General features: G+C 68.3%; 21 protein-coding genes and 1 pseudogene. 14 read left to right on the top strand and 8 right to left on the bottom strand.

The window, feature by feature from the left end:
• Positions 1–413 (bottom strand): RecB family exonuclease (locus WA944_RS00915; RefSeq protein WP_526608860.1); only part of this gene is annotated, 413 nt, incomplete at its 3' end.
• Between the two features lie 84 nt (positions 414–497).
• Here WA944_RS00915 and WA944_RS00910 point away from each other — a divergent pair.
• Positions 498–1,325: a class I SAM-dependent methyltransferase gene (locus WA944_RS00910; protein WP_526374781.1), complete on the top strand. Its 828-nt coding sequence runs from the start codon at positions 498–500 to the stop codon at positions 1,323–1,325.
• Here the strand turns inward: WA944_RS00910 and WA944_RS00905 are convergent.
• From WA944_RS00905 to WA944_RS00895, 3 genes are read right to left on the bottom strand one after another with little or no spacing between them, the layout of a single operon-like run.
• On the bottom strand, positions 1,322–1,621 hold the full coding sequence (locus WA944_RS00905) for a DUF503 domain-containing protein (protein ID WP_526374779.1): 300 nt from the start codon (positions 1,619–1,621) through the stop codon (positions 1,322–1,324). The genes WA944_RS00910 and WA944_RS00905 overlap by 4 nt on opposite strands.
• A 5-nt stretch (positions 1,622–1,626) precedes the next feature.
• Positions 1,627–2,211 carry a lipoprotein LppK gene (lppK, locus tag WA944_RS00900; RefSeq protein WP_526374785.1) on the bottom strand — a complete coding sequence of 195 codons (585 nt, stop codon included), beginning with the start codon at positions 2,209–2,211 and terminating at the stop codon, positions 1,627–1,629.
• A gap of 22 nt (positions 2,212–2,233) precedes the next feature.
• Positions 2,234–2,752, bottom strand: coding sequence for an MTB12 family secreted protein (locus WA944_RS00895; RefSeq protein WP_526374777.1), 519 nt, complete (start codon positions 2,750–2,752; stop codon positions 2,234–2,236).
• 148 nt (positions 2,753–2,900) lie between these two features.
• Here WA944_RS00895 and arc point away from each other — a divergent pair, with 148 nt between their 5' ends.
• Positions 2,901–4,709, top strand: coding sequence for a proteasome ATPase (gene arc / locus WA944_RS00890; protein ID WP_163891464.1), 1,809 nt, complete (start codon positions 2,901–2,903; stop codon positions 4,707–4,709).
• On the opposite strand, the gene WA944_RS00885 is transcribed toward arc, so the two are convergent.
• Entirely contained in the window at positions 4,706–5,326 is a 621-nt protein-coding gene (locus tag WA944_RS00885; protein ID WP_526374304.1) for a hypothetical protein, read from the bottom strand. The two genes, arc and WA944_RS00885, sit on opposite strands and share 4 nt — an antisense overlap.
• Positions 5,327–5,433: 107 nt before the next feature.
• Between WA944_RS00885 and WA944_RS00880 the strand changes: the two genes are divergently transcribed.
• Positions 5,434–5,907 (top strand): DUF4333 domain-containing protein, encoded by a 474-nt coding sequence (locus WA944_RS00880; RefSeq protein ID WP_526609261.1) that lies wholly within the window; start codon positions 5,434–5,436, stop codon positions 5,905–5,907.
• A gap of 94 nt (positions 5,908–6,001) precedes the next feature.
• Complete coding sequence (locus WA944_RS00875) at positions 6,002–8,686, top strand: LuxR C-terminal-related transcriptional regulator (protein ID WP_526609262.1); 2,685 nt, start codon at positions 6,002–6,004, stop codon at positions 8,684–8,686.
• Here the strand turns inward: WA944_RS00875 and WA944_RS00870 are convergent.
• On the bottom strand, positions 8,662–9,822 hold the full coding sequence (locus tag WA944_RS00870; protein WP_526372986.1) for a hypothetical protein: 1,161 nt from the start codon (positions 9,820–9,822) through the stop codon (positions 8,662–8,664). The genes WA944_RS00875 and WA944_RS00870 overlap by 25 nt on opposite strands.
• Complete coding sequence (locus tag WA944_RS00865; protein ID WP_526372985.1) at positions 9,819–10,964, bottom strand: hypothetical protein; 1,146 nt, start codon at positions 10,962–10,964, stop codon at positions 9,819–9,821. The genes WA944_RS00870 and WA944_RS00865 overlap by 4 nt, the downstream gene beginning before the upstream one ends.
• A 94-nt stretch (positions 10,965–11,058) precedes the next feature.
• Between WA944_RS00865 and dop the strand changes: the two genes are divergently transcribed.
• The 10 genes and pseudogenes from dop (at position 11,059) to WA944_RS00815 (ending at position 23,231) form a co-directional block, all read left to right on the top strand.
• Positions 11,059–12,558, top strand: a complete 1,500-nt coding sequence (gene dop, locus WA944_RS00860) for a depupylase/deamidase Dop (protein WP_526609264.1) — start codon at positions 11,059–11,061, stop codon at positions 12,556–12,558.
• A gap of 70 nt (positions 12,559–12,628) precedes the next feature.
• Complete coding sequence (locus WA944_RS00855; RefSeq protein ID WP_159235247.1) at positions 12,629–12,823, top strand: ubiquitin-like protein Pup; 195 nt, start codon at positions 12,629–12,631, stop codon at positions 12,821–12,823.
• A 56-nt stretch (positions 12,824–12,879) separates the two neighbouring features.
• Positions 12,880–13,707: a proteasome subunit beta gene (prcB, locus tag WA944_RS00850; RefSeq protein ID WP_526608772.1), complete on the top strand. Its 828-nt coding sequence runs from the start codon at positions 12,880–12,882 to the stop codon at positions 13,705–13,707.
• Positions 13,704–14,450, top strand: coding sequence for a proteasome subunit alpha (gene prcA, locus WA944_RS00845; RefSeq protein ID WP_526369558.1), 747 nt, complete (start codon positions 13,704–13,706; stop codon positions 14,448–14,450). The genes prcB and prcA overlap by 4 nt, the downstream gene beginning before the upstream one ends.
• Positions 14,451–14,678: 228 nt before the next feature.
• Positions 14,679–17,123, top strand: a complete 2,445-nt coding sequence (locus WA944_RS00840) for an FAD-dependent oxidoreductase (RefSeq protein ID WP_526646100.1) — start codon at positions 14,679–14,681, stop codon at positions 17,121–17,123.
• A gap of 5 nt (positions 17,124–17,128) precedes the next feature.
• Positions 17,129–18,262: an N-methyl-L-tryptophan oxidase gene (solA, locus tag WA944_RS00835; RefSeq protein WP_526368330.1), complete on the top strand. Its 1,134-nt coding sequence runs from the start codon at positions 17,129–17,131 to the stop codon at positions 18,260–18,262.
• Positions 18,259–19,398: an aromatic ring-hydroxylating oxygenase subunit alpha gene (locus tag WA944_RS00830; protein WP_526368328.1), complete on the top strand. Its 1,140-nt coding sequence runs from the start codon at positions 18,259–18,261 to the stop codon at positions 19,396–19,398. Before solA ends, WA944_RS00830 begins: the two co-directional genes overlap by 4 nt.
• Positions 19,399–19,410: 12 nt before the next feature.
• A pseudogene (locus tag WA944_RS00825) lies at positions 19,411–20,858 on the top strand (amino acid permease); the annotation flags it as partial.
• 12 nt (positions 20,859–20,870) lie between these two features.
• On the top strand, positions 20,871–22,439 hold the full coding sequence (locus WA944_RS00820) for a GMC family oxidoreductase (protein WP_526368334.1): 1,569 nt from the start codon (positions 20,871–20,873) through the stop codon (positions 22,437–22,439).
• Positions 22,440–22,451: 12 nt separating this feature from the next.
• On the top strand, positions 22,452–23,231 hold the full coding sequence (locus WA944_RS00815; RefSeq protein WP_526368326.1) for an IclR family transcriptional regulator: 780 nt from the start codon (positions 22,452–22,454) through the stop codon (positions 23,229–23,231).
• Between the two features lie 18 nt (positions 23,232–23,249).
• Here WA944_RS00815 and WA944_RS00810 read toward each other — a convergent pair.
• Positions 23,250–24,563: alpha/beta hydrolase (locus WA944_RS00810; protein ID WP_526646098.1), on the bottom strand; the 1,314-nt coding region annotated here is incomplete at its 5' end.

The following is a 24,563-nucleotide window of genomic DNA, read 5'->3' as shown; positions in this document are numbered from 1 at the left end:
GTGCCGTCCTCGAGCTCGACCTCCACGCGCTGCTCACAGCTCTGCGGGTCGAAGCGGGTGGGATCCTCGAGCCGGTAGTACCCCGACAGCAACTTCCGCGCCTGCTCGAGCAGCTCGGCGTGCAACGTCGGATCGATGTCGGTGGCCACCGAGGGCCGTTCGGCGACCACCCGCTCCCACGCCGGCGTCACCAGCGCCGCCGCCGTCTCGGGCACCCGGTGTGCGGCCGGCAGGGCGTACAGCTGCTCGAGCGCGGCATGCACCACCGACCCGCGCACCTGCGCGGTGGACGACGGCTCCGGCAGCCGGTCGATGGCGCGGAAGCGGTACAGCAGCGGACACTGCTTGAAGTCGCTCGCCCGCGACGGAGACAGCGCCGGCCGCCGTACCGGCCGTTCCGTCTGCTCGCTCATGAACCCAGCCTATGACCGGGCCACGACAAATCCGGGCAACCCCGGCCGCCTCCGCCGGCGCGTCTACTGGCAGGGTGATCAGCTGTGCCAAGAACGGGTCCATTCGCCGTCGGTGATCGCGTGCAGCTCACCGACGCGAAAGGCAGGCGCTACACGATGGTGCTCAAGCCCGACGGCGAGTTCCACACCCATCGGGGCATCATCGACCTCGGAGCGGTGGTGGGGCTGCCGGAAGGCAGCGTCGTGCGCTCCACCAACGGTGACCAGTTCCTGGTGTTGCGGCCGTTGCTGGTCGACTACGTGATGTCGATGCCGCGGGGGGCCCAGGTCGTCTACCCGAAGGACGCGGCCCAGATCGTCCACGAAGGCGACATCTTCCCCGGGGCCAGGGTGCTCGAAGCCGGTGCGGGTTCAGGAGCGTTGACGTGCTCGCTGTTGCGAGCCGTCGGGCCGCAGGGGCAGGTGACCTCCTATGAATTGCGGGACGACCACGCCGAGCACGCCGTGCGCAACGTCACGACGTTCTTCGGTGAGCAACCGCCGAACTGGGACCTGGTGATCGCCGACCTCGGCGCCTACACCGGACCCGAGGTCGATCGGGTGGTCCTGGACATGCTCGCGCCGTGGGACGTGCTCGACGCGGTCGCCAACGCGTTGGTCGCCGGCGGGGTGCTGATCATCTACGTGGCCACGGTGACACAGCTGTCCAAGACCGTGGAGGCGTTGCGCGAACAACAGTGCTGGACCGAACCACGGTCCTGGGAGAGCATGCAGCGTGGCTGGCACGTGGTCGGTCTGGCGGTCCGCCCGGAGCACACCATGCGGGGCCACACCGCGTTTCTGATCAGCGCCCGGAAGCTGGCGCCGGGCGCCGTCGCCCCGGTGCCGGTGCGCAAGAAACGCCTCACCTAGTCGTCGTCGGTGCTTCGCCTCAGCCCCCGCCGGACCGACAGGAGCTCGATCTCGGGGCGCGCGGCCACCAGCCGTTCGGCTGCGTCGAGAACATCCACCACATGGGCGCGATTGGCGGCCGCCAGCGCGATTCCGACCCCGGCCCGCCGGTGCAGGTCCCGCGAGCCCGTCTCCGCGGCCGATACCGAGAACCTGCGTGCCAGCTCGGCGATCAACGGCCGGATGACCGACCGTTTCTGCTTGAGCGATCGCACATCGCCGAGCAGGTTGTCGAACTCCAGCCAGCCGATCCACATCCCGGTCAGCGCGTCGGCGTCGGTGTCGGCGGCGCCGGCGAGGGTGGGGCAGGTGGTGCCGGGGGCGCGCTTTCCTGGCCGTCCAACGCAAGCAGCTGCTCAGCGGTCTGGCGGGTCAGCTGCCAGGAGCCGTCGGACCGGGCGAACTCCATCGGGTAGGCGAACTCGCCACCCTCTGGACCCGCCGTGCGCACCACCACGGTCGCGACGACGTTGCCGGGGTCCGATTGTGACCAGGCGAGGTCGCGCGTCTCGAACGCCAGCGGCAAGGCGGCGTTGTCCCGTAGAGCGATGCCGAATCGGTCGAGGGCGGCAGCCTCGTCGGTTGAGCCGTCCTCGATGAGGGCCACCTTCTGGTCGCCGGGAACCACCGGGTCGGACAGCCTGCTCATCACGTCGATCAGCGCCGACGCCGGAGGCAGCGGTGGCCCGCCCGGCGCCGGGGCGACCGGCGGCGGCATCCCGACCGACGGTGCGGGTGAGGTTTCCACCGTCGGTGACGCCGCGGGCGGGGCCGGCTGGCTACACCCGCTCAGTCCGAGCGCCGCCACGATCGTGGCGGCGCTGCAGACTGCAACGGTGCGACGCACCCGTGTCACGAATCGGTAAGGATCAGCCTACCGACGTGACCAGGGCGAGCGCCGACTGCTTCGAGATCTGCCAACCGGTCGGGCTCGGGCCCGCCACGAACGTCAACGGCTGGGTCGCGACCACACCGGACGGGGCCGTCGCGGTGACGTTCGCCGTCGCCACGGGTCCGTTCTGGTCGATCCCGTCGATCGAGAAGCTGAGAGGGAAGTACCCCTTGGCCGCGGCGTTGTTGTAGGCGCGGTCAGCGGTGATGCCCTCGATCCGGCCGATCCCACCCTGGATGTAGCTGGCCTTGGATCCGGAGAAAGAGCCTGGTCCGGACAGCGCGGTCAGCGTCGAGAGCAGCGGTCCCTGCAGATCGGGTGCCGGCGCGGCAGGTAGCGGCACGTCGAAGACGACCGGCTGCACCGTGGGCTGTGCGGGGGCGCCGGGAGTCCCGGTGCCGCCTGCAACAAGGGTCACACCCGCCGCCGCAGCACCCACTACAACGGCTGCTGCTGCCCCAGCTGTCAAGCTGGTAACGAGGGTTTTCAGGGTCACGGCTGTCCTTCCGTTCGGCCGAACTGATCATCAAAGGCTAACAGTGTTGCTGGTGTGGCGAATTCCTAGAGCACACACAAAGACTGAATCGCCGGTAGCGTTGAAGTTGTTACCGCGCCAACATCCGGTGTGGGAAAGGAGCTCAAGCATGAATGAGTCCGAGCGTTCTGAGGGTTTGTCCCCAGAGGATGCAGCAGAACTTGAGAACCTTCGCCGCGAGGCTGCGCTGCTCCGCGAGCAGTTGGAGAACGCCGTAGGCCCACAGAGCGGGCTGCGCAGTGCGCGCGATGTGCACCAGCTCGAGGCGCGCATCGATTCGCTGGCCGCCCGGAACGCCAAGCTGATGGACACCCTGAAGGAGGCGCGTCAGCAGTTGCTGGCGCTGCGCGAGGAGGTCGACCGGCTCGGCCAGCCGCCCAGCGGCTACGGCGTGCTGCTCGCCGTGCAGGAGGACGACACGGTCGACGTGTTCACCTCGGGCCGCAAGATGCGCCTGACGTGCTCGCCGAACATCGACACCAAGGAACTCAAGCAGGGTCAGACGGTTCGTCTCAACGAAGCGCTGACCGTGGTGGAAGCAGGTCACTTCGAGTCCGTCGGGGAGATCAGCACCCTGCGGGAGATCCTCTCCGACGGCTATCGGGCCCTGGTGGTCGGCCACGCCGACGAGGAGCGGATCGTCTGGCTCGCCGAGCCCCTGGTCGCGGCCGAGCACCTGCCCGACGGCTACGACGACGACGTGCTCGGCGACGACCGGCCGCGCAAGCTGCGCCCCGGTGACTCCCTTCTGGTCGACACCAAGGCCGGGTATGCGTTCGAGCGCATCCCCAAGGCCGAGGTCGAGGACCTGGTGCTCGAAGAGGTTCCCGACGTCAGCTACAACGACATCGGCGGCCTCGGCCGCCAGATCGAGCAGATCCGCGACGCGGTGGAGCTGCCGTTTCTGCACAAGGAGCTCTACCGGGAGTATTCACTGCGCCCGCCCAAGGGCGTGCTGCTCTACGGTCCGCCCGGATGCGGCAAGACCCTGATCGCCAAGGCCGTGGCCAACTCGCTGGCCAAGAAGATGGCCGAGGTGCGCGGCGACGACGCCCGTGAGGCCAAGTCGTACTTCCTCAACATCAAGGGCCCCGAGCTGCTGAACAAATTCGTCGGCGAGACCGAGCGTCACATCCGGCTGATCTTCCAGCGGGCACGCGAGAAGGCCTCCGAGGGCACTCCGGTCATCGTGTTCTTCGACGAGATGGACTCCATCTTCCGCACCCGCGGCACCGGAGTGAGCTCCGATGTCGAGACCACCGTCGTCCCGCAGCTGCTCAGCGAGATCGACGGCGTGGAGGGGTTGGAGAACGTCATCGTGATCGGCGCGTCGAACCGCGAGGACATGATCGACCCGGCGATCCTGCGGCCCGGCCGCCTGGACGTCAAGATCAAGATAGAGCGGCCCGACGCCGAGTCGGCGCAGGACATCTTCAGCAAGTACCTCACCGAGGAACTGCCGATCAACGACGACGATCTGGCCGAGTTCAGCGGCGATCGCAGCCTGACCATCAAGGCGATGATCGAGAAGGTCGTCGACCGGATGTACGCCGAGATCGACGACAACCGGTTCCTGGAGGTCACCTACGCCAACGGTGACAAGGAAGTCATGTACTTCAAGGACTTCAACTCCGGGGCGATGATCCAGAACGTCGTCGACCGGGCGAAGAAGAACGCGATTAAGTCGGTGCTCGAGACCGGTCAGCGTGGGCTGCGGATCCAACACCTGCTCGACTCGATCGTCGACGAGTTCGCCGAGAACGAGGACCTGCCCAACACCACCAACCCGGACGACTGGGCCCGGATCTCGGGCAAGAAGGGCGAGCGGATCGTCTACATCCGCACCCTCGTCACGGGCAAGTCGTCGAGTGCCAGCCGGGCCATCGACACCGAGTCGAACCTCGGCCAGTACCTCTAGGTACCGGTCGACGCCAGCGAGTAGCTGTTGGTCAGGTCGTCCTGGAGCACCTGGGCGGCCTGACTGGTGGTGTCGATCCGTAGCTCGTCGTCGAGCACGCGGGTTCGGTACGACCAGCCTTCGGGCGGTCTGAGCCGGGCGCCGAGCCCGGCCAGGTCCTCGTAGCGCAGCGTGGGGTCGACGACCTGGCTCCAGGTCTGCATCACCCAGGTCCGGCCCTGCGGGTCGACGAGCTCGAACACAGGACGACCGGCGTCGAAGACGAACACGGCGTTGCGGGTGACCGTGTTGGCGAGATAGGGCGCGGGGTTCATCGATGTCAACGCGACGGTGGCCTGTCGGATCATGTCGATCCCGCCGAAGGTCGCCGTCTCCCGCTGTCCGCCGGTGTCCTTGACGATGTCGTCCATCAGCCAGTACCGGGGACCGTTGAGCAGCGCCGCCGTCGCGCCGTGCTCCTCGGCCAAGGCGCCGGCGTCGAGTTGCGACCACAGGTCGGGCGGGCAGTCGTTGAGGCCGAACGTGTTGTAGACGACCGCCTGCGGCCCCTCTCCGGCGTTCGTGCCGACGGTCACCAGTAAGACCTCGCCGTAGCGCTTGCCCCGCAGCCCGCTCATTCGAGTGAATCTAGTGCGTGCGGCGGCCGATCCGGCGGGCATCACACCGCCGAGATTGAGCAATTTTTCCCATCATCGCCGGGCCCTTCGAGCAGTATTCTCGAGCAGTGACATCACCACGACCGTTGCTGGCCCTGCTGATGGTGGCCCCGGTGGTCGCAGGATGCCAGTTCTCCTTCTCCGCCGGCGGCCCGGACTACGAGAAGCTCGAGACCGCCATCGCCGACGAGCTCAACACCCAGTACTCCGCCATCGACCGGCAGGTCGACACTGTCGAGTGCCCCCGCCCGTCGGAGTCGCCGAAGGCGGGATCCAGCTTCAACTGCGTCGCCGACCTCGAGGGCAACGATGTTCGGGTCGAGGTGAAGTTCACCGACGACGACTACAACGTCGACTTCGCCACCCTCGATGTGGTCTACGACCTCGCCGAGACGAGCAAGGGCTGTCCGAGGACGTCTCGCAGGACTACGGCTTCGAGGTCACGGTGCAATGCGGTGAAGGGCTCAAGGTGGTGGCTGTCGGGGAGTCGTTCGAATGCGAGGCAGCCGATCCGCGAGGAGACACCCGGCCGGTCAGGGTGACCGCCGGAGGCCCGGACGGCCAGGACACCTGGGAAGTGGTCGGCGGGAGCTGAGCCGCGTCCTCGCCGCCTGATCTGGGATAGCCTGCCTGCCAATGGCAGGCTTGGCGTGGCGCACAGAGCTCGGCAGCCGGTTGACGCGTGCGTGGGCCCAGACCCGCCACGGCGGTGGCGAGGTCCATGTCCTGCTGGGTGACGCCGGGATGGGCAAGTCCAGCGCGCTGTCCTGGCTGGCCGGCCAGATCGGGCCCGCGGCGCGCGTGCTCACCTGTCGCGGAGGCGAGTTGGGAACCCCGATGGCCACCGCGGTGGAGATCGCGACACTGTTGCCGGTTCCGGACTCCGCCGGTTGGAGTTCAGCGGACCCCGACCCGATGCGGGCCGCCGACGTGCTCTGCTCCGGACTGGAGAATGCGACCGACGTCGCACTGCTCGTCGACGACATCCATGACGCCGATCCGTCGAGCCGCACCGCACTGAACCTGGCTCTGCGCCGCGCAGTGCTCAGCGGCGCGTTGGTGGTCGTCACCGGCCGCCGCGTCCGGGCGACATCTGCCTTCGCCGAAGGTTTCTGCACCCACGAACTGCGTGGGCTGGCGCCCGAGGACGCGATGGAGATCCTCGGTTCGGCCACCGACGCCCCGATTCACCCGTCGGTCGCCCGGCGGCTGATCGATGTGGCCTCGGGTAATCCGCTTGCCCTCGGGGAACTGCCCCAGGCGCTGTCGCCGGACCAGTTGAGTGGCGTACAGCCACTGCCGCAGGAGATCCCACTCGCCGGAAACCTGGCCGCCGTCTTCACCCGGCAGCTGCCACCTGCCGGCAGCCCGGCGCGCGAACTGCTCGACCGAGTTGCGGTGTCCTCGGACGGTTCCTGGGCGGCCCTCGTCGAGTCCGAATCCCCGAGTGCGCAAGCGGCTCTCGGCGAGCTGGAGAACCTCGGGCTGGTCCGGCTGTCCCACGGGCGGCTGAGTCTGCGCCACCCGTTGTTGCGCAGCGCGGTTCTCGGCGGGATGTCAGAGCCGCGACGGCGGACGCTCAACGCCGAGTTCGCGGCGAACCCGGCGGTGCCCGACGAAGTCCGGCTGGCCCACCGCGCGCAGGGCACGATCGGACCGGACGAGACGCTCACCGATGCTCTCGTCGAGGCCGCCAAGGGGATGCGGGCCGGGCGCGGGATCGAGGCCGCCGCCGGGATGCTCGACCTCGCCGCGGGAATGACGGGTAGCGATTCGCGCCGGGGCCGGGTGCGCCTGGAGGCCGCCGAACTGCTCGGGGCGGCGGGTGAGGCCGAGGCTGCCCGGCACCGCCTCGAGACGGTCCTGGCCGATCCGGCCTGCAGCGGGCTGTACGTGGCCGCCGCGCTGACACTGGCGACCCTCGAAGCGCTGGACGGCGCCCCCGCGGTGGCCCACCAACGGCTCACGGAGTGCCTTGCGGTCGCCACGCCGGAACAGGCCGGCGCCGTGCTCGCCCGGATGGCCATCCCGCTGGGGATGCTCGGTCTGGTCGCGCAGATCGTCGAGACCGCTCAGGCCGCCGTCGAACAGACCGAACCGGGATCGGTGGAATCCGACGTGGCGACGGTGGTCCTGGCCCATGCCGCCAGCGCGTGGGACGAAGGTCGAGCCGACGAGCTCGCCGGCACGCTGGACACCCTCGACCTGATGGCTGCGATCCGCCATGACCCGTTGGTCGGCCTGCACGTCGGCAGGGCGATGTCCATCGCGGAGCGATACGACGCCGGCGTGGCCCTGTTGACCGGGTTGATCGGAGCGCTCCGGCCCGAAGGCGCGCGGGCTTCCCTGGCGATGGCCTACGGCGCCCTCGGTGAAACTCATGTCCGGGCTTCACGATTCGACGACGCGCTGGTGTGTCTCGACGAGGCCGTGGCGCTCTGTCTGGCCACCGGGCAACGGGCGTTTGCGCCGTTCTGGCTGTCCCTGCGGGCCCGCGTGGCGGCGATCCGGGGTGACGACGAGGCGGCGGCCGCCGACCTGGCACTCGGTTTCGCGATCTCCGATGAACAGTCGACCTTCGGGGCGCGCTACTTCCTGCTCGCCAACGCGGGGTTGGCCGCGCTCAGTGAGTGCAGGTACCACGACGTCGTCGGGCATCTGGGCGAATGCTGGGCGTTCGAGCAGGTGGCAGGTATGTTGGCGCCGCAACTGGCGCGGTGGCACGTCGACCTGGTCGAGGCTCATGTCGCTTTGGGACGCCCAGGCGACGCCGAGCCGGTCGTCGATCACCTCGTCGCAGTCGCCGCCACTCCCGGGGTCAGCCGATGGACCAGGGCGACGGCTCGCCGGGCAAGGGCGATGGTGTGCGCGCAGGCGGACCCGCAGCAGGCGCTGCAACTGCTCGACGAGGCCGTCGCCCTCTTCGACGTCGAGGCTGACGCGTTCGACCGCGCCCGCGCGTTGATGGACAGGGCCGCGGTGTCCACCGACAGAGCCGAGCGCGAGCGGGCCCGTACCGAAGCTCTCTACGGGTTCCGCCGCATCGGCGCCTCGTCGTGGGCTGCGCGACTGCAACCGGCAACCCATTCCGAGGAGGAGATCGGCAGGCTGACCGACTCCGAGCGCCGGATCCTCGAGGAGGTCGCGCGCGGGCTCACGAACCAGCAGATCGCCAGGAGGCTGCATCTGAGTGCCAAGACTGTCGCCAACCATCTGTATCGCGCCTACCGCAAGCTCGGGGTGTCCTCACGTACCGAGGCGACCCGCCACATGCTGCTGTCCGAAGGGCGTTGGGATCAGGGGCGTTCGAGCTCCAGGTAGGCGTCGCGGCCGGCGAGGCTCACCGCGACGTCGGCGATGAGCGGTTCGAAGAAACGTTGCCGGTAGAGCGGGTCGACGCTGGTGCTCACGGTGAAATACAGGCCGGAGAGCACCGCGACGAACAGCGAGGTGTGCACGACGGTCTGGGGGATCGGAACGTGGATGCCGAACCACGTTCCCGCACAGGGGGGTACGCCGACCGCACACGCCTGCTCACCGGACCACAGCACCGTGACGTCGTCGGGGATGGCGATCATCCCCAGGGTCAGGAAGAACACGAACAGACCCGCGGTGAACAGCACGACCTGGATGGCCTGGGAGACGACCATGACGGCCACCACGTTCACCTGCTCCGCCAACGACAGCGGGGTTCTGGCGGGGGGAGTGCGGGCGTGGCCGGCCAACGGAGTTGCGGCGAGCAGTGTCGCGGGATCCGACGGCCCCGACCGATCTTCACGTAGGGCGTTGACCTCGTCGCGGATGGTGGCGACCATGAACGCCAGCGCCACCACGGCGAGGAAACCGACTGTCTGCCAGAGTCGTTCCCGCGTCAATCGGGCAGCCAGTTGCCAGAGTTCGCCGGTGAAGTACACGACCACGGTCAACATCAGCAGCGGCAGCGCCCGGCTCATCAGCGTTCCCAGAGCGCCCAGCTGGACCCACGCGAACCGGAACGCCCACAACAGGATCGAACCGAAGCCCAGGTAGGTGAACCAGACCGCCAGTAACGACACCACCAGGAACGCGGGTACCTCGGCCAGCGCCGCCGCCGACCATCCGGAGGCGACCACCGGCATCAGCAGCACAAAAACCGCCATCACTGCCAGCGCTGCGGTCCGCCTGCCGGCCTCCGACGCGGTCGTGCCGCGCTCGTGCAGCACATGCAGCGCAAACGGGGCGCCGGCCAGCACCGCGGCGATGGCTCCCAGTCGAACGATGTAGCCGTAGTCGGGATCGTCTCCGGTCCAGTCGGCGAGCAGCATCGTCACGGCGGTCAACGCGCCCACCCCTGCCACCATCGGCGCCGAGCGAGCGATCAGCGCACGTGAGCGCACCCGCCGGGTGAGGACCAACGGCAGTCCGCGGTGCAGGAACCAGTCGTGGATCCGGCGCAGTGCCACCTCGGGTGCGCTCACCGCGCCGCCGTCGCGGCGCGGTAGCGGTCCCGGGCCACCAGGGTGAGCCGCAGGTCGTCGATCAGCGGATCGAGGTACTGCTGCCGGTACTCCTTGTCGCTTACGGCCCGCGCGGCCAGGTACATGAAAGTCAACGCGGTCAGGAACATCGTGACCTGGATCAGTGCGTCGGGTATCGGCAGCGTCATCCACAGGAAATCGCCGTCGGTCGATCCGCCCCGGGTCAAGGCCGCCAACATCTCCGGGCTCACCAGGAGCAGCCCGAGCATAAGGAACAGCAGCCCGGTCACCACCGCGACGGTGAGTACCTGGACGATCTGGGACAGCGCCAGCACGAACACCACATTGATCCGTTCCGGCTTGGACAACGCGACCCGGCGGGGCCGGTCGGGCAGTGTCTCGAACGGCGTCCCGGTCAGTTTTGCGGCGTCCTCGGGTTGCTTGGCGTCCGGTTGCAGGATCGGGCGGACCCGACTCAGCGTGCCGGACACCAGGAAAGCCGCGGCGATGAGAAACAGGAACAGCAGTGCCATCCACAACCGGCCACGGCTGACGGTGGAGGCCATCGTCCAGACGGGTCCGTTGAAGAACACCAACACGGTCAGCAGCATCACCGGCAGCGCACGCAGCAGCATGCTGCCCACCGAGGCGAGGTTGGCCCCCGTCACCCGCGCGGCCCAACCCAGAATCGAACCCACGCCCGTTGCGGTGCAGAGCAATATCAGCGCGATGACCACCAGTTCGGCGATCACGTCGACGATGACGAAGGAGCTCGGTCCGCCGAACACCGTGGCCAGCGCGGCCACCACCATCGCCGCGGCCGACACGGCGCCGCGCAGCCGCGGATCCTCCGCCCGCGAGACCAGCCAGCCCACCAGCACCGCCGCCGGGAGCACCAGCACCACCAGCCCGAGCACAAACCACTCCGTCCGCGTCGGGGAGCCGTCGATGTCGATGGTGTGTTGCCCGGTGACGGCGACGACCAGAATCGAGAACCCCAGCATCACCGCGAACGCCGCGAACGCCGGAGCCGAGCGCGTCCAGATCCGCCGTACCAAGGTGCCGGGGCGCAGCACGGCCGGTAGGCCGTGCTGCAGGAACCAGCGTTCGACGGCCAGGCGTTGCTCGGAGGTCGGACTCATCGTCGGCCAATCTCATCACGGCGCCCGCCCGCCCGCCCGCATTCCGCGCGGCCTCGTGACCTCGCCTGCAACCCTGACCTCTACGCTGGGCGGTATGCAACGGATCATCGGAACGGAGGTCGAGTACGGCATCTCTTCGCCGTCCGACCCGACCGCGAATCCGATCCTGACTTCCACCCAGGCGGTGCTGGCGTACGCGGCGGCCGCGGGCATCCAGCGCGCCAAGCGCACCCGGTGGGACTACGAGGTGGAATCCCCGCTGCGGGACGCACGCGGTTTCGACCTCAGCCGGGCGTCGGGCCCGCCGCCTGTCGTGGACGCCGACGAGGTCGGCGCCGCCAACATGATCCTGACCAACGGTGCGCGGCTCTACGTCGACCACGCCCACCCCGAGTACTCCGCGCCCGAGTGCACCGACCCGATGGACGCGGTGATCTGGGACAAAGCCGGGGAACGCGTGATGGAGGCCGCCGCGCGCCACGTCGCCAGCGTCCCCGGCGCGGCCCGGCTGCAGCTCTACAAGAACAACATCGACAACAAGGGCGCGTCCTACGGTTCGCACGAGAACTATCTGATGTCTCGCCAGACGCCGTTCTCGGCGATCATCGCGGGCCTGACGCCGTTTCTGGTGTCCCGCCAGGTGGTCACCGGGTCGGGCAGGGTCGGGATCGGGCCCTCGGGTGACGAGCCCGGCTTCCAGCTCTCCCAGCGCGCCGACTACATCGAGGTCGAGGTCGGCCTCGAGACCACGCTCAAGCGCGGCATCATCAACACCCGCGACGAGCCCCACGCCGACGCCGACAAGTACCGGCGGCTGCACGTCATCATCGGCGACGCGAACCTGGCCGAGACATCCACCTATCTGAAGGTCGGCGCGACCGCACTGGTGCTCGACCTGATCGAGGAGGGATTCGACCTCACCGATCTCGCGCTGGCCCGCCCGGTGCACGCCGTCCACGTCATCAGCCGAGACCCGTCGTTGCGGGCCACAGTGGCCCTGGCCGACGGCCGCGAACTCACCGCGCTGGCGTTGCAGCGGATCTATCTCGACCGGGTCGCCAAACTGGTCGACAGCCGCGACCCCGATCCGCGGGCCTCCCACGTCGTCGAAACCTGGGCCAAGGTCCTCGATCTGCTCGAGCGTGATCCGCTGGAGTGCGCCGACCTGCTGGACTGGCCGGCCAAGCTGCGGCTGCTCGAAGGTTTCCGCCAACGGGAGAACCTCGGCTGGTCGGCCCCCCGGCTGCACCTGGTGGATCTGCAGTACTCCGACGTGCGCCTGGACAAGGGGTTGTACAACCGCCTCGTGGCAAGGGGCTCGATGCAGCGGTTGGTCACCGAGCAGCAGGTGCTCGACGCCGTCGACAACCCGCCGACCGACACCCGTGCCTACTTCCGGGGGGAGTGCCTGCGCCGGTTCGGGGCCGACATCGCCGCCGCCAGCTGGGACTCGGTGATCTTCGACCTCGGCGGGGATTCGCTGGTGCGGATTCCGACGCTGGAGCCGCTGCGGGGCAGCAAGGCCCATGTCGGAGCCCTGCTCGACTCGGTCAACAGCGCAGTCGAACTCGTGGAGCAGCTCACGACCAGCTGATCGGACTATCCCCAGCAATCTCGCTGCCGACCGGTAGTGTGGTGGATTCAGACATACGCAGGAGGCAGCGATGGCCCAGGAGCAGACCAAGCGGGGTGGCGGCGGAGGCGATGACGACGACCCCGCCGGCAGCACGGGCGCCGGCCAGGAGCGCCGCGAGAAGCTCGCCGAGGAGACCGACGACCTGCTCGACGAGATCGACGATGTTCTCGAGGAGAACGCCGAGGACTTCGTCCGCGCCTATGTCCAGAAGGGCGGCCAGTGACCTGGCCGCACCGCGAACAATCATTGCCCGGAGCTTTTGACGCCTTGCCGCACGTGATGTCCCATGGTGGTGTGAACCTGTCCTCGTTCTCCGACTTCCTGCGTCACCAGGCGCCACATCTGCTGCCCGGTTCCGGACCGACACCGACGGACGCGGTGCCCCACGGAACCACCATCGTCGCGTTGAAGTATCCCGGTGGCGTCGTGATGGCCGGTGATCGGCGCGCGACCCAGGGCCACATGATCGCCAGCCGCGACGTCCAGAAGGTCTACATCACCGACGAATACACCGTGACGGGCATCGCCGGGACGGCCGCGATCGCAGTGGAGTTCGCCCGGCTGTACGCGGTCGAACTCGAGCATTACGAGAAGATCGAAGGGGTGGCGCTGACATTCCCCGGCAAGGTGAACCGGTTGGCCACCATGGTTCGCGGCAACCTGGGCGCCGCGCTGCAGGGTTTCGTCGCGCTGCCGCTGCTGGCCGGATACGACCTCGATGACAAGAACCCCGAGGGCGCAGGCCGGATCGTGTCGTTCGACGCCGCCGGCGGATGGAACATCGAGGAGGAGGGCTACCAGTCGGTCGGCTCCGGCTCGATCTTCGCCAAGTCCTCGATGAAGAAGCTCTACTCGCAGGTCACCGACGCGGACTCCGCGCTGCGGGTGGCGATCGAGGCGCTCTACGACGCCGCCGACGACGACTCCGCGACCGGTGGGCCCGACCTGGTGCGGGGGATCTACCCGACCGCCGTGGCCATCGATGCCGAAGGCGCCGCCGATGTGTCCGAGCAGCAGATCGCCGCGGTGTGCCGACAGATCATCGAGAGTCGTTCGCGGGCAGACACCTTCGGTCCCGACGCCGAGCCTCGAGGTGAGGATTCGTGAGCTTCCCCTATTTCATCTCGCCTGAGCAGGCGATGCGTGAGCGTTCGGAGCTGGCGCGCAAAGGCATCGCCCGCGGCCGCAGCGTCGTCGTGCTGGCCTACGCCGACGGTGTGCTGTTCGTCGCCGAGAACCCGTCGCGGTCTCTGCAGAAGGTCAGCGAACTCTACGACCGCGTCGGTTTCGCCGCCGTCGGCCGCTTCAACGAGTTCAACAACCTGCGCAGCGGCGGCATCCGGTTCGCCGACACCCAGGGTTATGCCTACTCGCGCCGTGATGTGACCGGTCGCCAGCTGGCCAACGTCTACGCCCAGACATTGGGAACGATCTTCACCGAGCAGGCCAAGCCGTACGAGGTGGAGCTGTGCGTGGCCGAGGTCGCCCACTACGGCGAGACCAAAGCTCCTGAGCTGTACCGCATCACCTATGACGGTTCGATCGCCGACGAGCCTCACTTCGTCGTCATGGGTGGGGTCACCGAACCGATCGCCACCGCACTGAACGAGTCCTACACCGAGAACGCGAGCTTGTCCGACGCGGTGGCGATCGCCGTGGCGGCGCTCAGTGCCAGCGGCGACGGTGGCGAGCCTCGTGCCCTCGGGCCGGCCACGCTGGAGGTGGCCGTCCTGGAGGCCAATCGACCGAGGCGGGCGTTCCGCCGGATCACCGGCTCGGCACTGGAAGCGTTGCTGCCGCAGAGTGATTCGAGTGAGGCGAGCGAGTCGAAAGCGGACTCCCAGCCCTAACGGTTCCATCACCGCGAGCGTGCATTCCCCGTAGTCGCACATCCTGTGTGGCTACCGGGATTGCACGCTCGCGGCATTTCGCGATTCTTCCGGCGCGCCCATCTTGCGCAACAGGCGCAGAGGATGGATGATCTGTTGCGTATAGCGCACAACGTTGCGTACTACGCAACATCAAGATCGTGGATGTTGCCGTCGAGAATCTCTTTGCCGGAATGGAGTGGTCGGCCTATGCCCAAAATCGTGGTGATCGGTGCCGGAATCGTCGGTACCTCCCTCGCCGACGAGCTGACGGTGCGCGGCTGGACCGACGTGACCGTCGTGGACCGAGGGCCGCTGTTCGCCACCGGTGGTTCTACCTCGCACGCCCCAGGGCTGGTGTTCCAGACCAACCCGTCGAAGACCATGACCGCGTTCGCGAAGTACACGGTCGAGAAGTTCGGCTCACTGCGGCACCCCGATGGGTGGGCCTTCAACCCGGTCGGGGGCCTGGAGATCGCCACCACCGCCGAGCGGTGGGCTGACCTGCACCGAAAGGCGGGCCTGGCGCAGGCATGGGGGATCGACGGAAGGCTGGTCACACCGGGCGAGTGCGTCGCATTACATCCGCTGATCGACGGCGAGCGCATCCTGGGCGGCTTCCAAACCCCGGCCGACGGCCTGGCCAAGGCGCTGCGTGCCGCAGAGGCCCAGGCACATCGGGCCCAGGCCAGGGGAGCGACGTTTCGGCCGCACACCGAGGTGCTCGGCATCGTCGACAACGGCGCGCGCGTCACCGGGGTGCGCACCGCCGACGGCGTCATCGATGCCGACATCGTCGTCTGCGCGGCGGGGTTCTGGGGGGCGCAGCTCGCCCGCCAGGTCGGGTTGGTGCTGCCACTGGTGCCGATGGCGCACCAGTACGGCAGAACCGGGCAGATCGAGGCGTTGGTGGGGCGCAACACCGAACTGGCCGAAGCCGGCCTGCCGATCCTGCGCCACCAGGACCAGGACCTCTACTTCCGCGAGCACGTCGACCGCCTCGGCATCGGGTCCTACAGTCACCGGCCCATGCCCGTCGACATGTCCACGTTGTCGACCGAGACTGCGGGCGAACCGATGCCGTCGATGCTGCCGTTCACCGAGGAAGACTTCGCCCCGGCCTGGGCTGTCGCCGCCGAACTGATTCCCGCGCTTGAGGATTCGAAGCTCGACGAGGCGTTCAACGGCATCTTCTCGTTCACCCCGGACGGCTTCTCGATCATCGGCGAGCACCGCGAGCTGCCCGGGTTCTGGGTCGCCGAAGCGGTCTGGGTCACCCACTCGGCAGGTGTCGCGCGGGCAACGGCGGAGTGGATCATCGACGGCACGCCGTCGATCGACACCCACGAATGCGACCTGTACCGCTTCGAGGAGGTGGCGCGCAGCCCGTCGTACATCATGCAGACCAGCTCCCAGGCTTTCGTCGAGGTCTACGACGTCATCCATCCGCACCAGTACCGGAGCGAGCTGCGCGGACTTCGCACCAGTCCCTTCCACGCGCGTCAGACCGAGGCGGGAGCGTTCTTCTACGAAGGCGGCGGGTGGGAACGCCCGGCCTGGTACCAGGCCAACGACGAACTGGCGCGGCGACTGGTGGCCGACGGCCTGGTCCTTCCCGAACGCGACGAATGGGCCTCGAGGTTCTGGTCGCCGATCTCGGTCGCCGAAGCGCGCTGGACGCGTGAGCGCGTCGCCATGTACGACATGACGCCGCTGACCCGCTACGAGGTGAGCGGCCCCGGCGCCGCGGCGTTCCTGCAGAAGATGACCTCGAACAACGTCGACAAGAGTGTCGGGTCGGTCACCTACACGCTGCTCATCGACAGAAATGGCGGCATCCGAAGCGATCTCACGGTCGCACGGCTGGCGCCGGAGACATTCCAGGTCGGCGCGAACTCGCCGATGGACTTCGACTGGCTCAGTCGCCACCTGCCCCGGAACGTCACGCTACGCGACGTCACCGGCGCAACCTGCTGCATCGGGCTGTGGGGCCCTCGCGCCCGTGATGTGGTTACCGCACTGTGCCCCGACGACCTGTCCCACAACGGCTTCCGGTACTTCCGGGCGCTGCGAACCTTCCTCGACACCATCCCGGTGACCATGATGCGGGTGTCCTACGTCGGCGAACTCGGCTGGGAGATCTACACCAGCGCCGAATACGGCACGGCGCTGTGGGATCTGTTGACGCGGGCAGGCCACGAGCACGGAATCATCCCCGCCGGCCGGATCGCCTTCAACAGCCTGCGCATCGAAAAGGGTTACCGCAGCTGGGGAGCCGATATGACAGCCGAACACCAGCCTGCAGCCGCCGGGCTGGACTTCGCGGTGCGGATGGACAAAGACGCCGATTTCGTCGGCAGGGCCGCGCTGCAACAGCCGGCGATTCCGCGGTCGGTACTGCGCAGCATCGTGTTCGATGACGCGAACGCTGCCGTTCTCGGCAAGGAGCCGGTCTTCCTCGACGGTCGCTGTGTCGGCTACGTGACCAGCGCCGGGCACTCCGCGACGGTCGGACGCACCATCGCCTATGCGTACCTGCCGGCGGGCGTCGGCGTCGGCGCCACGGTCACCGTGGCCTACCGCGGGCTCACTCACGCCGCCGTCGTACACGCCGAACCGGTGGTCGACCCCGAGATGGCCCGGATCAAGAGGTAGCAGAGATGGGATACGACGTCATCGTCATCGGGCTCGGCGGCATGGGTAGCGCTGCCGCATACCACCTCGCGGCGCGCGGACAGCGCGTCCTCGGGCTGGAGAAGTTCACCCCCGCCCACGCCAAGGGCTCCAGCCACGGTGGCTCACGGATCATCCGGCAGTCCTACTTCGAAGATCCCGCGTATGTGCCGCTTCTGCTGCGCGCCTACGAGCTGTGGGCCGGGCTCGCCGCCGCCTCGGACACCGAGGTGTACCGCGTCACCGGTGGGCTGTTCATCGGCCCGCCGGACTGCCTGACCGTCGCAGGCAGCCTCACCGCAAGTCGTCGCTGGGGACTCCGGCACGAGGTGCTCGGTGCCGGTGAGATCCGGTCCCGCCACCCGCAATTCACCCCCGGCGCCGACGACATCGCGCTGTACGAGCAGATGGCGGGGTTCGCCCGGCCGGAACTGACAGTCGCGGCCCATCTCGGTCTCGCCGAACAGGTCGGCGCAACGCTCCAGTTCGGCGAAGAAGTCCTCGAATGGGCCGAGACGTCCTCCGGGGTTACGGTGCGTACCGGACGCGGGATGTACACCGCGGGGCAGCTGGTCATCTGCCCCGGTGCCTGGGCGCCGCAGCTGCTCACCGAGTTCGGTATCCCGATCACGATCGAGCGGCAGGTGCTCTACTGGCTGGACCCGGTCGGGGGCACCGCGCCGTTCACCGAGCACCCGATCTTCATCCACGAGGGCGCCGACGGGATGCAGATCTACGGCTTCCCCGCCATCGACGGTGCGCGGGGCGGGGTCAAGGTCGCGTTCTTCCGCAAGGGCGTGGTGTGCACCCCGGACACCATCGACCGCACCGTATACGACCACGAGATCCGCGAAATGTGCGAGCGCGCAGCAGAACTGCTGCCTGCGCTGGACGGTCGGTGTCTGCGGTCGGCGACCTGCATGTACTCCAACACCCCCGATCAGCACTTTGTGATCGCCCGGCACCCTGAGTGCGCGTCGGTGACCGTCGCGTGCGGATTCTCGGGCCACGGGTTCAAGTTCGTCCCGGTGGTCGGCGAGATCCTGGCCGACCTCGCCATCGACGGCGGCACCGGGCATCCGATCTCGTTGTTCGACCCGAAGCGACTGGTGACCACATGACCGGAGATCGTTCGCCCCTGGCCGCGCCGGCGCTGCGCACCACACTCGGCGGCCACTACTACGCCAGCGCCGACGTCTTCGCCGCCGAGCAGGAACACATCTTCGAGGACATGTGGTTCTGCGCCGCCCGGTCGGCGGATCTCGCGCTGCCGGGCAAGTTCCGCAAGGTGCAGGTCGGCAGGGAGAGCGTGCTGCTGGTGCGGGGCCGCGACGGGCTGCTGCGGGCCTTTCTGAACATCTGCAGGCACCGCGGGGCGCAGCTGTGCACCGAGCCCGAAGGCGAAGTCAAGCGCAACCTGCGCTGCCCGTATCACTCCTGGACCTACGCGCTGGACGGCAAGCTGACCGCGGCGCCAAACATCGGTCTGTTGACCGACGGTGCCGGCGCGCCGATCGACCGCTACGAGTACGGCCTGGTGCCGGTGGCGCTGACCGAATGGCTCGGCTACGCCTGGGTGTGTCTGTCCGACACCCCGCCTGCGTTCGAGGAGGTGGTGGCCGAGGCCACCAGGACGCTCGGCGACCCCGACGCCATCAACCGCTACGGTATCGGCGGTCTGGACGTGGGCCACCGGGTCGTCTACGACGTGGCCGCGAACTGGAAGCTGATCGTGGAGAACTTCATGGAGTGCTACCACTGCAGCTCCATCCACCCCGAGCTCGTCGACGTCGTGCCCGAGTTCGCACGCGGGGTGGCGGCCCAGGCCAACATCGGCCTCGGCAGCGAATTCGGCTCGCAGGTAGCCGGATTCACGGTGGGCGGAGCGGCAGGGTTCGACCGGCTGCCCGGCATCACCGACGAGCAGGACCGACGCTACTTCGCCATCACCGTCAAACCGACGGTGTTCATCAACCTGGTGCCCGACCACGTCATCTTCCACCGGATGTACCCGATGGCGGCTGACCGCACCGTCGTGGAATGCGACTGGCTCTACACCGGTGACGTCCTCGGAAGCGGACAGGACATCGCACGCTCGGCGGAGCTGTTCCACCGGGTCAACGAGCAGGATTTTGCGGCCTGTGAGCGCACCCAGCCCGCCATGTCCTCACGGGCCTACCGGCAGGGGGGAGTGCTCGTCCCCGCCGAACACCACATCGCGCAGTTCCATGAGTGGGTAGTGTCCAGTCTCTGCTGACGTGAGGGGTGCAAGTTCGCCAGCTTCGCCGCCGGGGTCAGCTACATCTCCATCCTCACGGGCACTTTCCAGCTGTTCTACTTCGGGTTCGGGACCGCGGGGCCGGCCTACCTGTGGTCCTGGCCGTTGGTGTTCGTCGGCCAGATGGCCGTGGCGCTGCGCTTCATGGAGCTCGCCGCCAAGTATCCGGTTGTCGGCTCGGTCTACAACGGGAGCAAGAAGCTCGGCAACCGCCTGGTCGGCTGGACGTCGGGTTGGTTGATGCTGACGGCGTCGATCGTGACCATCTCCGCGGTGGCACTGGCCTATCAGCTGAATCTGCCGCGAGTGTGGAGCGGATTCCAGATCGTCGGTGACGGCAGCGGTGATCACGACTACGCCGCCAACGCGGTGCTGCTGGGCAGCGCGCTCATCGGCTTCACCACCCTGGTGACCGCGCTCGGAGTCCAGCTGATGGCCCGAATCAACAACTCCGGGGTGTTCATCGAGCTGATCGCTGCGGTGCTGATCACCTTCCTGCTGGCCGTCAACATCAACCGGGGTCCCGAGATCTTCTTCTCCGCCAACGGTTACGGCGCCGACGAGAGCATGGGCTTTCTCGGCGCGTTCCTGATCGCCTCGCTCGCCTCGGGTTACGTGATGTACGGGTTCGACACCGCCAGCTCGCTGGGTGAGGAAACGGTGGAGCCGCGGCACACCGCGCCGAAGGCGATCGCGCGGGCAATCCTGGCGTCCTTCGTGATCGGCGGCGGGATCCTGGTGTTCGCCGTGATGGCCGCGCCGAATCTGCAGGACCCGCGGCTCGGTGAGAGTGCCGGAGGCCTACAGTACATCGTCGAACAGGTGGTGTGGGGTCCGCTGGGCACGGTGTTCCTGGTCTGCATCGTCATCGCGGTGACGGTGTGCGCTCTGGCGGTGCACACCGCGGCCATTCGGCTGACATTCGCGATGGCCCGGGACAACGCGCTGCTGTTCGGGGAGAAGCTGGCCACCGTGAACCCCAGGACTCAGACCCCCGTCGTCCCGGCCGTCACGATCGGGATCATCGCGATCGTCATCCTGGTCCTCAATATCGGACAGCCCAAGATCTTCACCGTGCTGACCTCGATCGCGATAATCATGATCTACCTGGGCTACCTGATGGTCACCGGCCCGACGCTGCGAAAGCGCGTCCAGGGGCATTGGCCACCAGAGGATCTCGCAGAAGGGGGCTACTTCACGATGGGGCGGTGGGGGATGCCGGTGAACATCGTGGCGGTGGTGTGGGCATCGCGATGGCGGTCAACCTGGCCTGGCCGCGCGTCGAGGTCTACGGAGCCCCGTGGTTCAACACCTGGGGCGCGTTCGTCTACATCGGCATCATCGTCGGCGCCGGAATGCTCTGGTACTGCGTCAAGGGCCGCCACCACATCGGCACTCTGCGGTCCCACGCCGCCGAGTCGGCGGGGTCGGCGCGGACGGCTGAATCGCCGATGGCCGCCACAGAGTTCGACGCCGCAGAGTTCGACGCCGCAGAGTTCGACGCCGCAGAGTTCGACTACTTCATCGTCGGTGGTGGCAGCGCAGGCTGCGTGCTGGCCGCGCGGCTGACCGAAGACCCCGGCGTCACGGTGTGCCTCGTCGAGGCCGGCCCGACCGACGTCGGTGACGACGCGATCCTCGCGCTGCCGGAGTGGATGCACCTGCTCGATTCGGGCTACGACTGGGACTATCCCGTGGAACCACAGGAGCGGGGCAACTCGTTCCTGCGCCACGCCAGGGCCAGGGTGCTCGGGGGCTGCTCCTCACACAACTCCTGTATCGCGTTCTGGCCGCCGGCTGAGTCATTGGACGAGTGGGCCGCGATGGGGGCAGCCGGTTGGGGCGCGGCCGAGATGCTGCCACTGGTCGAACGGCTGACACGGACCGTCACGCTGCATGACATCGCGCCCGGCGATCCCTGCGGCGCCGCAGTTCTGGAGGCAGCGGCGATGGTGGGCCTGCCGACCCTCGCATTCAACCGCGGAGAAACTGTTCGCAACGGTGCCGGCTGGTTTCAGATCAACGCCGTGCAGGAGGACGCCCGGCTCACCCGGCTGTCGTCGTCGCATGCGTTCCTGCACCCGATCCTGGGCAACCGCAGGAACCTGGAGGTCCGAACCGACGCAAGGGTGTCGGAGGTCCTCTTCGGTGAAGCACTGCGCGCCAATGGGATCAGGTACCAGCGACCCGACCTGACCGGCTACGACACGGTCACCGCCCGTCGTGAGGTGATCCTCGCCGCCGGCGCCATCGACACCCCGAAGTTGTTGATGCTGTCGGGTATCGGGCCTGCTGCGCACCTTCAAGAGATCGGTCTCGAGGTGCGTCTCGACGCGCCGGGTGTCGGCGCCAAACTCGACGATCATGTCGAAGGGCTGGTGTCCTGGCAGGCCGCCGAACCGATGGTCACCTCGTCGACACAGTGGTGGGAGATCGGCCTGTTCGCCACGGTCGACGAGGGACGCACCCAGCCCGATCTGATGATGCACTACGGCAGCGTGCCGTTCGACATGAACACGCTGCGCGACGGCTATCCGACGACCGACAACGGATTCTGCCTGACGCCCAACGTCACCCAGGGCCGGTCCCGAGGCACGGTGCGGCTGCGAACCCGCGACTTCCGGGACCGCCCACGGGTCGACCCGCGGTATTTCACCGACCCCGACGGCTACGACGAGCGGATCATGCTCGCCGGGCTGAAGATGGCACGCACCATCGCCGCACAGCCGCCGCTTGCGCGGTGGGGGCCCGCCGAGCTGGCGCCGGGCCCCGACGCGACCTCCGACGACGAACTCCTCGACTACATCCACCGGTGCCACAACACCGTCTACCACCCGGCGGCGACGGCGCGGATGGGCGCAGCGTCGGACCCGATGGCGGTGCTCGACCCCCAGCTGCGGGTCAAAGGAGTGACGGGGCTGCGGGTGGTGGATGCGTCGGCGATGCCGAAGCTTCCTTCGGTCAACCCCAACACCACCGTGATGGCGATGGCGGAGAAGTGCGCCGACCTGCTGAAGTAAGGTCTAGCAGCAATGGTCAAGCGTGACAGTTCGCCCGCCGCCGTACAGTCCGTCGACCGCGCGCTGCTGGTGCTGGAGATCCTCGCCGAGCTGGGCCAGGCGGGGGTCACCGAGATCGCCGACGAACTCGGTGTGCACAAATCGACGGTCTCGCGGCTGATCGCGGTGTTGGAGGCCCGCGGATTCGTCGAGCAGATCGCCGAGCGCGGCAAGTACCGGCTGGGTTTCGCCGTGGCCCGGCTCGCCCGCGCGAGCAGCGCCACACTGGACATGGCCAAGCTCAGTCAGGGCATCTGCGAGGCGCTCAGCATCGAGGTGGCCGAAACCGCCAACCTCGCGGTGCTCGACGGGGACCGCATCGTCAACATCGTCGGGGCCATCGGCCCCGCTGAGATCACGCTGCGGACCTGGGTCGGGCAGAGCTGCCCGGCGTACGCGACCTCCAGCGGGAAGGTGCTGCTGTCCGGGCTGGATCCCGCCGACGTCCGGTCCCGGCTCGGCGATGTACTGGCCGCCTTCACCGACACCACCGTGCCCAGCACCACGGAGCTGCAGGAGCAACTGTCGCAGACGCGTGAACGCGGCTGGGCCAGCGTGTCCGAGGAGCTCGAGGTCGGGCTCAACGCCGTCGCTGCGCCGGTCTACGATGCCAACTCGCAAGTGGTTGCGGCGCTAAGTGTTTCGGGTCCCTCGTACCGTCTCGGGGTGGAGCGGTTCGAAGAGGTCGCGAAGCTGACGATCGCCGCGGCGGACGCCATCAGCCGGCGACTGGGCTGGATCGCCCGCGACTGAGTTCCGCGCTCGCCTCGGCTACCTCGCGGTCGCCTGCTGCAGGGTCTGCGAATCGCCGACGATCACCGCGAGGATCGCCCGCCACGCATCCGACGGGCGGTTGAGCATCCCGGAATGGGCCGGCCACCCCCACACTGGTCGACCGTCGTCGTAGCGACCTGTGCGCAACGGGATCACGCCCGTCATCTCGTCGGGGTCGGCCCCGTGGGGACCGCCGGGAATGCCCTGAACGGCCTCGATGAAATCGCCGGGCGCGGTCATCGAGAACCTCAGTACGTCCGGGTTGCGGTTGTGCCAGTCCCCGGGATCGTCGACGCCCACCCCGGCTCCGGCCGCGGCCAGGAACAGGGTGCGGTCCGACGTCATCCCCAGCGCCTCGGCCGTCCCTACGATGGACCCGCCGTAGGAGTGGCCGATCACCGTCACAGCGACGCCGTCACCCACCGCCCGGTCGACGTCCTCGGTGAACGCCACCAGCCCCGGCGCCATGTCCAGCGCGAACCCCGGGTCGGCGGCCTGGAGAAACGCCGCCGCGGGATCCCGGACCTGCGGGAACGGGCCGCCGAGGTAGGTGATCACGGCGACGTCGCCGCGACCGGCGGAGACGAAGCGGCGGGCGGTGGCGGTGTTGGCCGCCGAATCGTCGATCGTGGTGTTCACCCCGGGGACCAGTACCGCGACCCCACGCGCGGTCGAGAGCTGCCCGTTGAGCTCGACCAGCGCGGCGCGGGCCGGATCGAACGCCAGGATCTGACGCTGGACGCGACGGCCGGTCCCGACCGGGTCGTCGATCTCGGCGAGCAGGCCGCGGTAGACGGCGATCCGTCGCCGGGATCCTGCGTCACGACCGTCTTCGGCGGCGATCGCGTCGGCGATGTTGAGCCGGTTCGCGGCGATCCTCATCGACCAGGGAACCCCGTCGGTGTTGCCCACCTCCCGGGGGAACTCGGCGACCAGTCGGTCGCGCTGCGCGGTGGTCATGGCGGCGATCTGTGCGGAGATCCTGTCCTGACTCATCGCCGGCCAGCCGTCCACGACGTCGGCCGCCTGCACCGGCCAGGCCCCTGCAGGGACGGTCGCCGCCGCCGGTGGCCCGGTGCGGCCCAGTCCCAACGCGTCGGCGATGTCACCGGCGGCGTCGGCGTCGGCGGCGCCGAGACGCCCGAGTCCGTCGGTGATCCGCCGACCAAGCTCGACGGCCCGGCTTTGCAACAAACCGGCGGCCACCGTGCCGTCACCGCCGGCGAGCTGGATCAGAAGCGGCGCCGGGGCGGCGTCGACCGACACCGCGCCGTCGTCGGCGACCGCGAAGCCCTCACCCCGGGCCTTGCC

Source organism: Mycobacterium sp. (assembly GCF_049683355.1).
Taxonomy (GTDB): domain Bacteria; phylum Actinomycetota; class Actinomycetes; order Mycobacteriales; family Mycobacteriaceae; genus Mycobacterium.
Note: the sequence above shows the minus strand (reverse complement) of the source record. Positions and strands in the feature narration are given on the sequence as shown.

Bases quoted from the DNA above. Each gene is read 5' to 3' on its own strand.
- WA944_RS00905 (WP_526374779.1), bottom strand. From the start codon at position 1,621: ATGTGGATCGGCTGGCTGGAGTTCGACAACCTGCTCGGCGATGTGCGA.
- arc (WP_163891464.1), top strand. From the start codon at position 2,901: ATGAATGAGTCCGAGCGTTCTGAGGGTTTGTCCCCAGAGGATGCAGCA.
- WA944_RS00885 (WP_526374304.1), bottom strand. From the start codon at position 5,326: ATGAGCGGGCTGCGGGGCAAGCGCTACGGCGAGGTCTTACTGGTGACC.
- WA944_RS00875 (WP_526609262.1), top strand. From the start codon at position 6,002: ATGGCAGGCTTGGCGTGGCGCACAGAGCTCGGCAGCCGGTTGACGCGT.
- WA944_RS00865 (WP_526372985.1), bottom strand. From the start codon at position 10,964: ATGAGTCCGACCTCCGAGCAACGCCTGGCCGTCGAACGCTGGTTCCTG.
- dop (WP_526609264.1), top strand. From the start codon at position 11,059: ATGCAACGGATCATCGGAACGGAGGTCGAGTACGGCATCTCTTCGCCG.
- WA944_RS00855 (WP_159235247.1), top strand. From the start codon at position 12,629: ATGGCCCAGGAGCAGACCAAGCGGGGTGGCGGCGGAGGCGATGACGAC.
- prcB (WP_526608772.1), top strand. From the start codon at position 12,880: ATGTCCCATGGTGGTGTGAACCTGTCCTCGTTCTCCGACTTCCTGCGT.
- WA944_RS00840 (WP_526646100.1), top strand. From the start codon at position 14,679: ATGCCCAAAATCGTGGTGATCGGTGCCGGAATCGTCGGTACCTCCCTC.
- solA (WP_526368330.1), top strand. From the start codon at position 17,129: ATGGGATACGACGTCATCGTCATCGGGCTCGGCGGCATGGGTAGCGCT.
- WA944_RS00830 (WP_526368328.1), top strand. From the start codon at position 18,259: ATGACCGGAGATCGTTCGCCCCTGGCCGCGCCGGCGCTGCGCACCACA.
- WA944_RS00820 (WP_526368334.1), top strand. From the start codon at position 20,871: ATGGCCGCCACAGAGTTCGACGCCGCAGAGTTCGACGCCGCAGAGTTC.
- WA944_RS00815 (WP_526368326.1), top strand. From the start codon at position 22,452: ATGGTCAAGCGTGACAGTTCGCCCGCCGCCGTACAGTCCGTCGACCGC.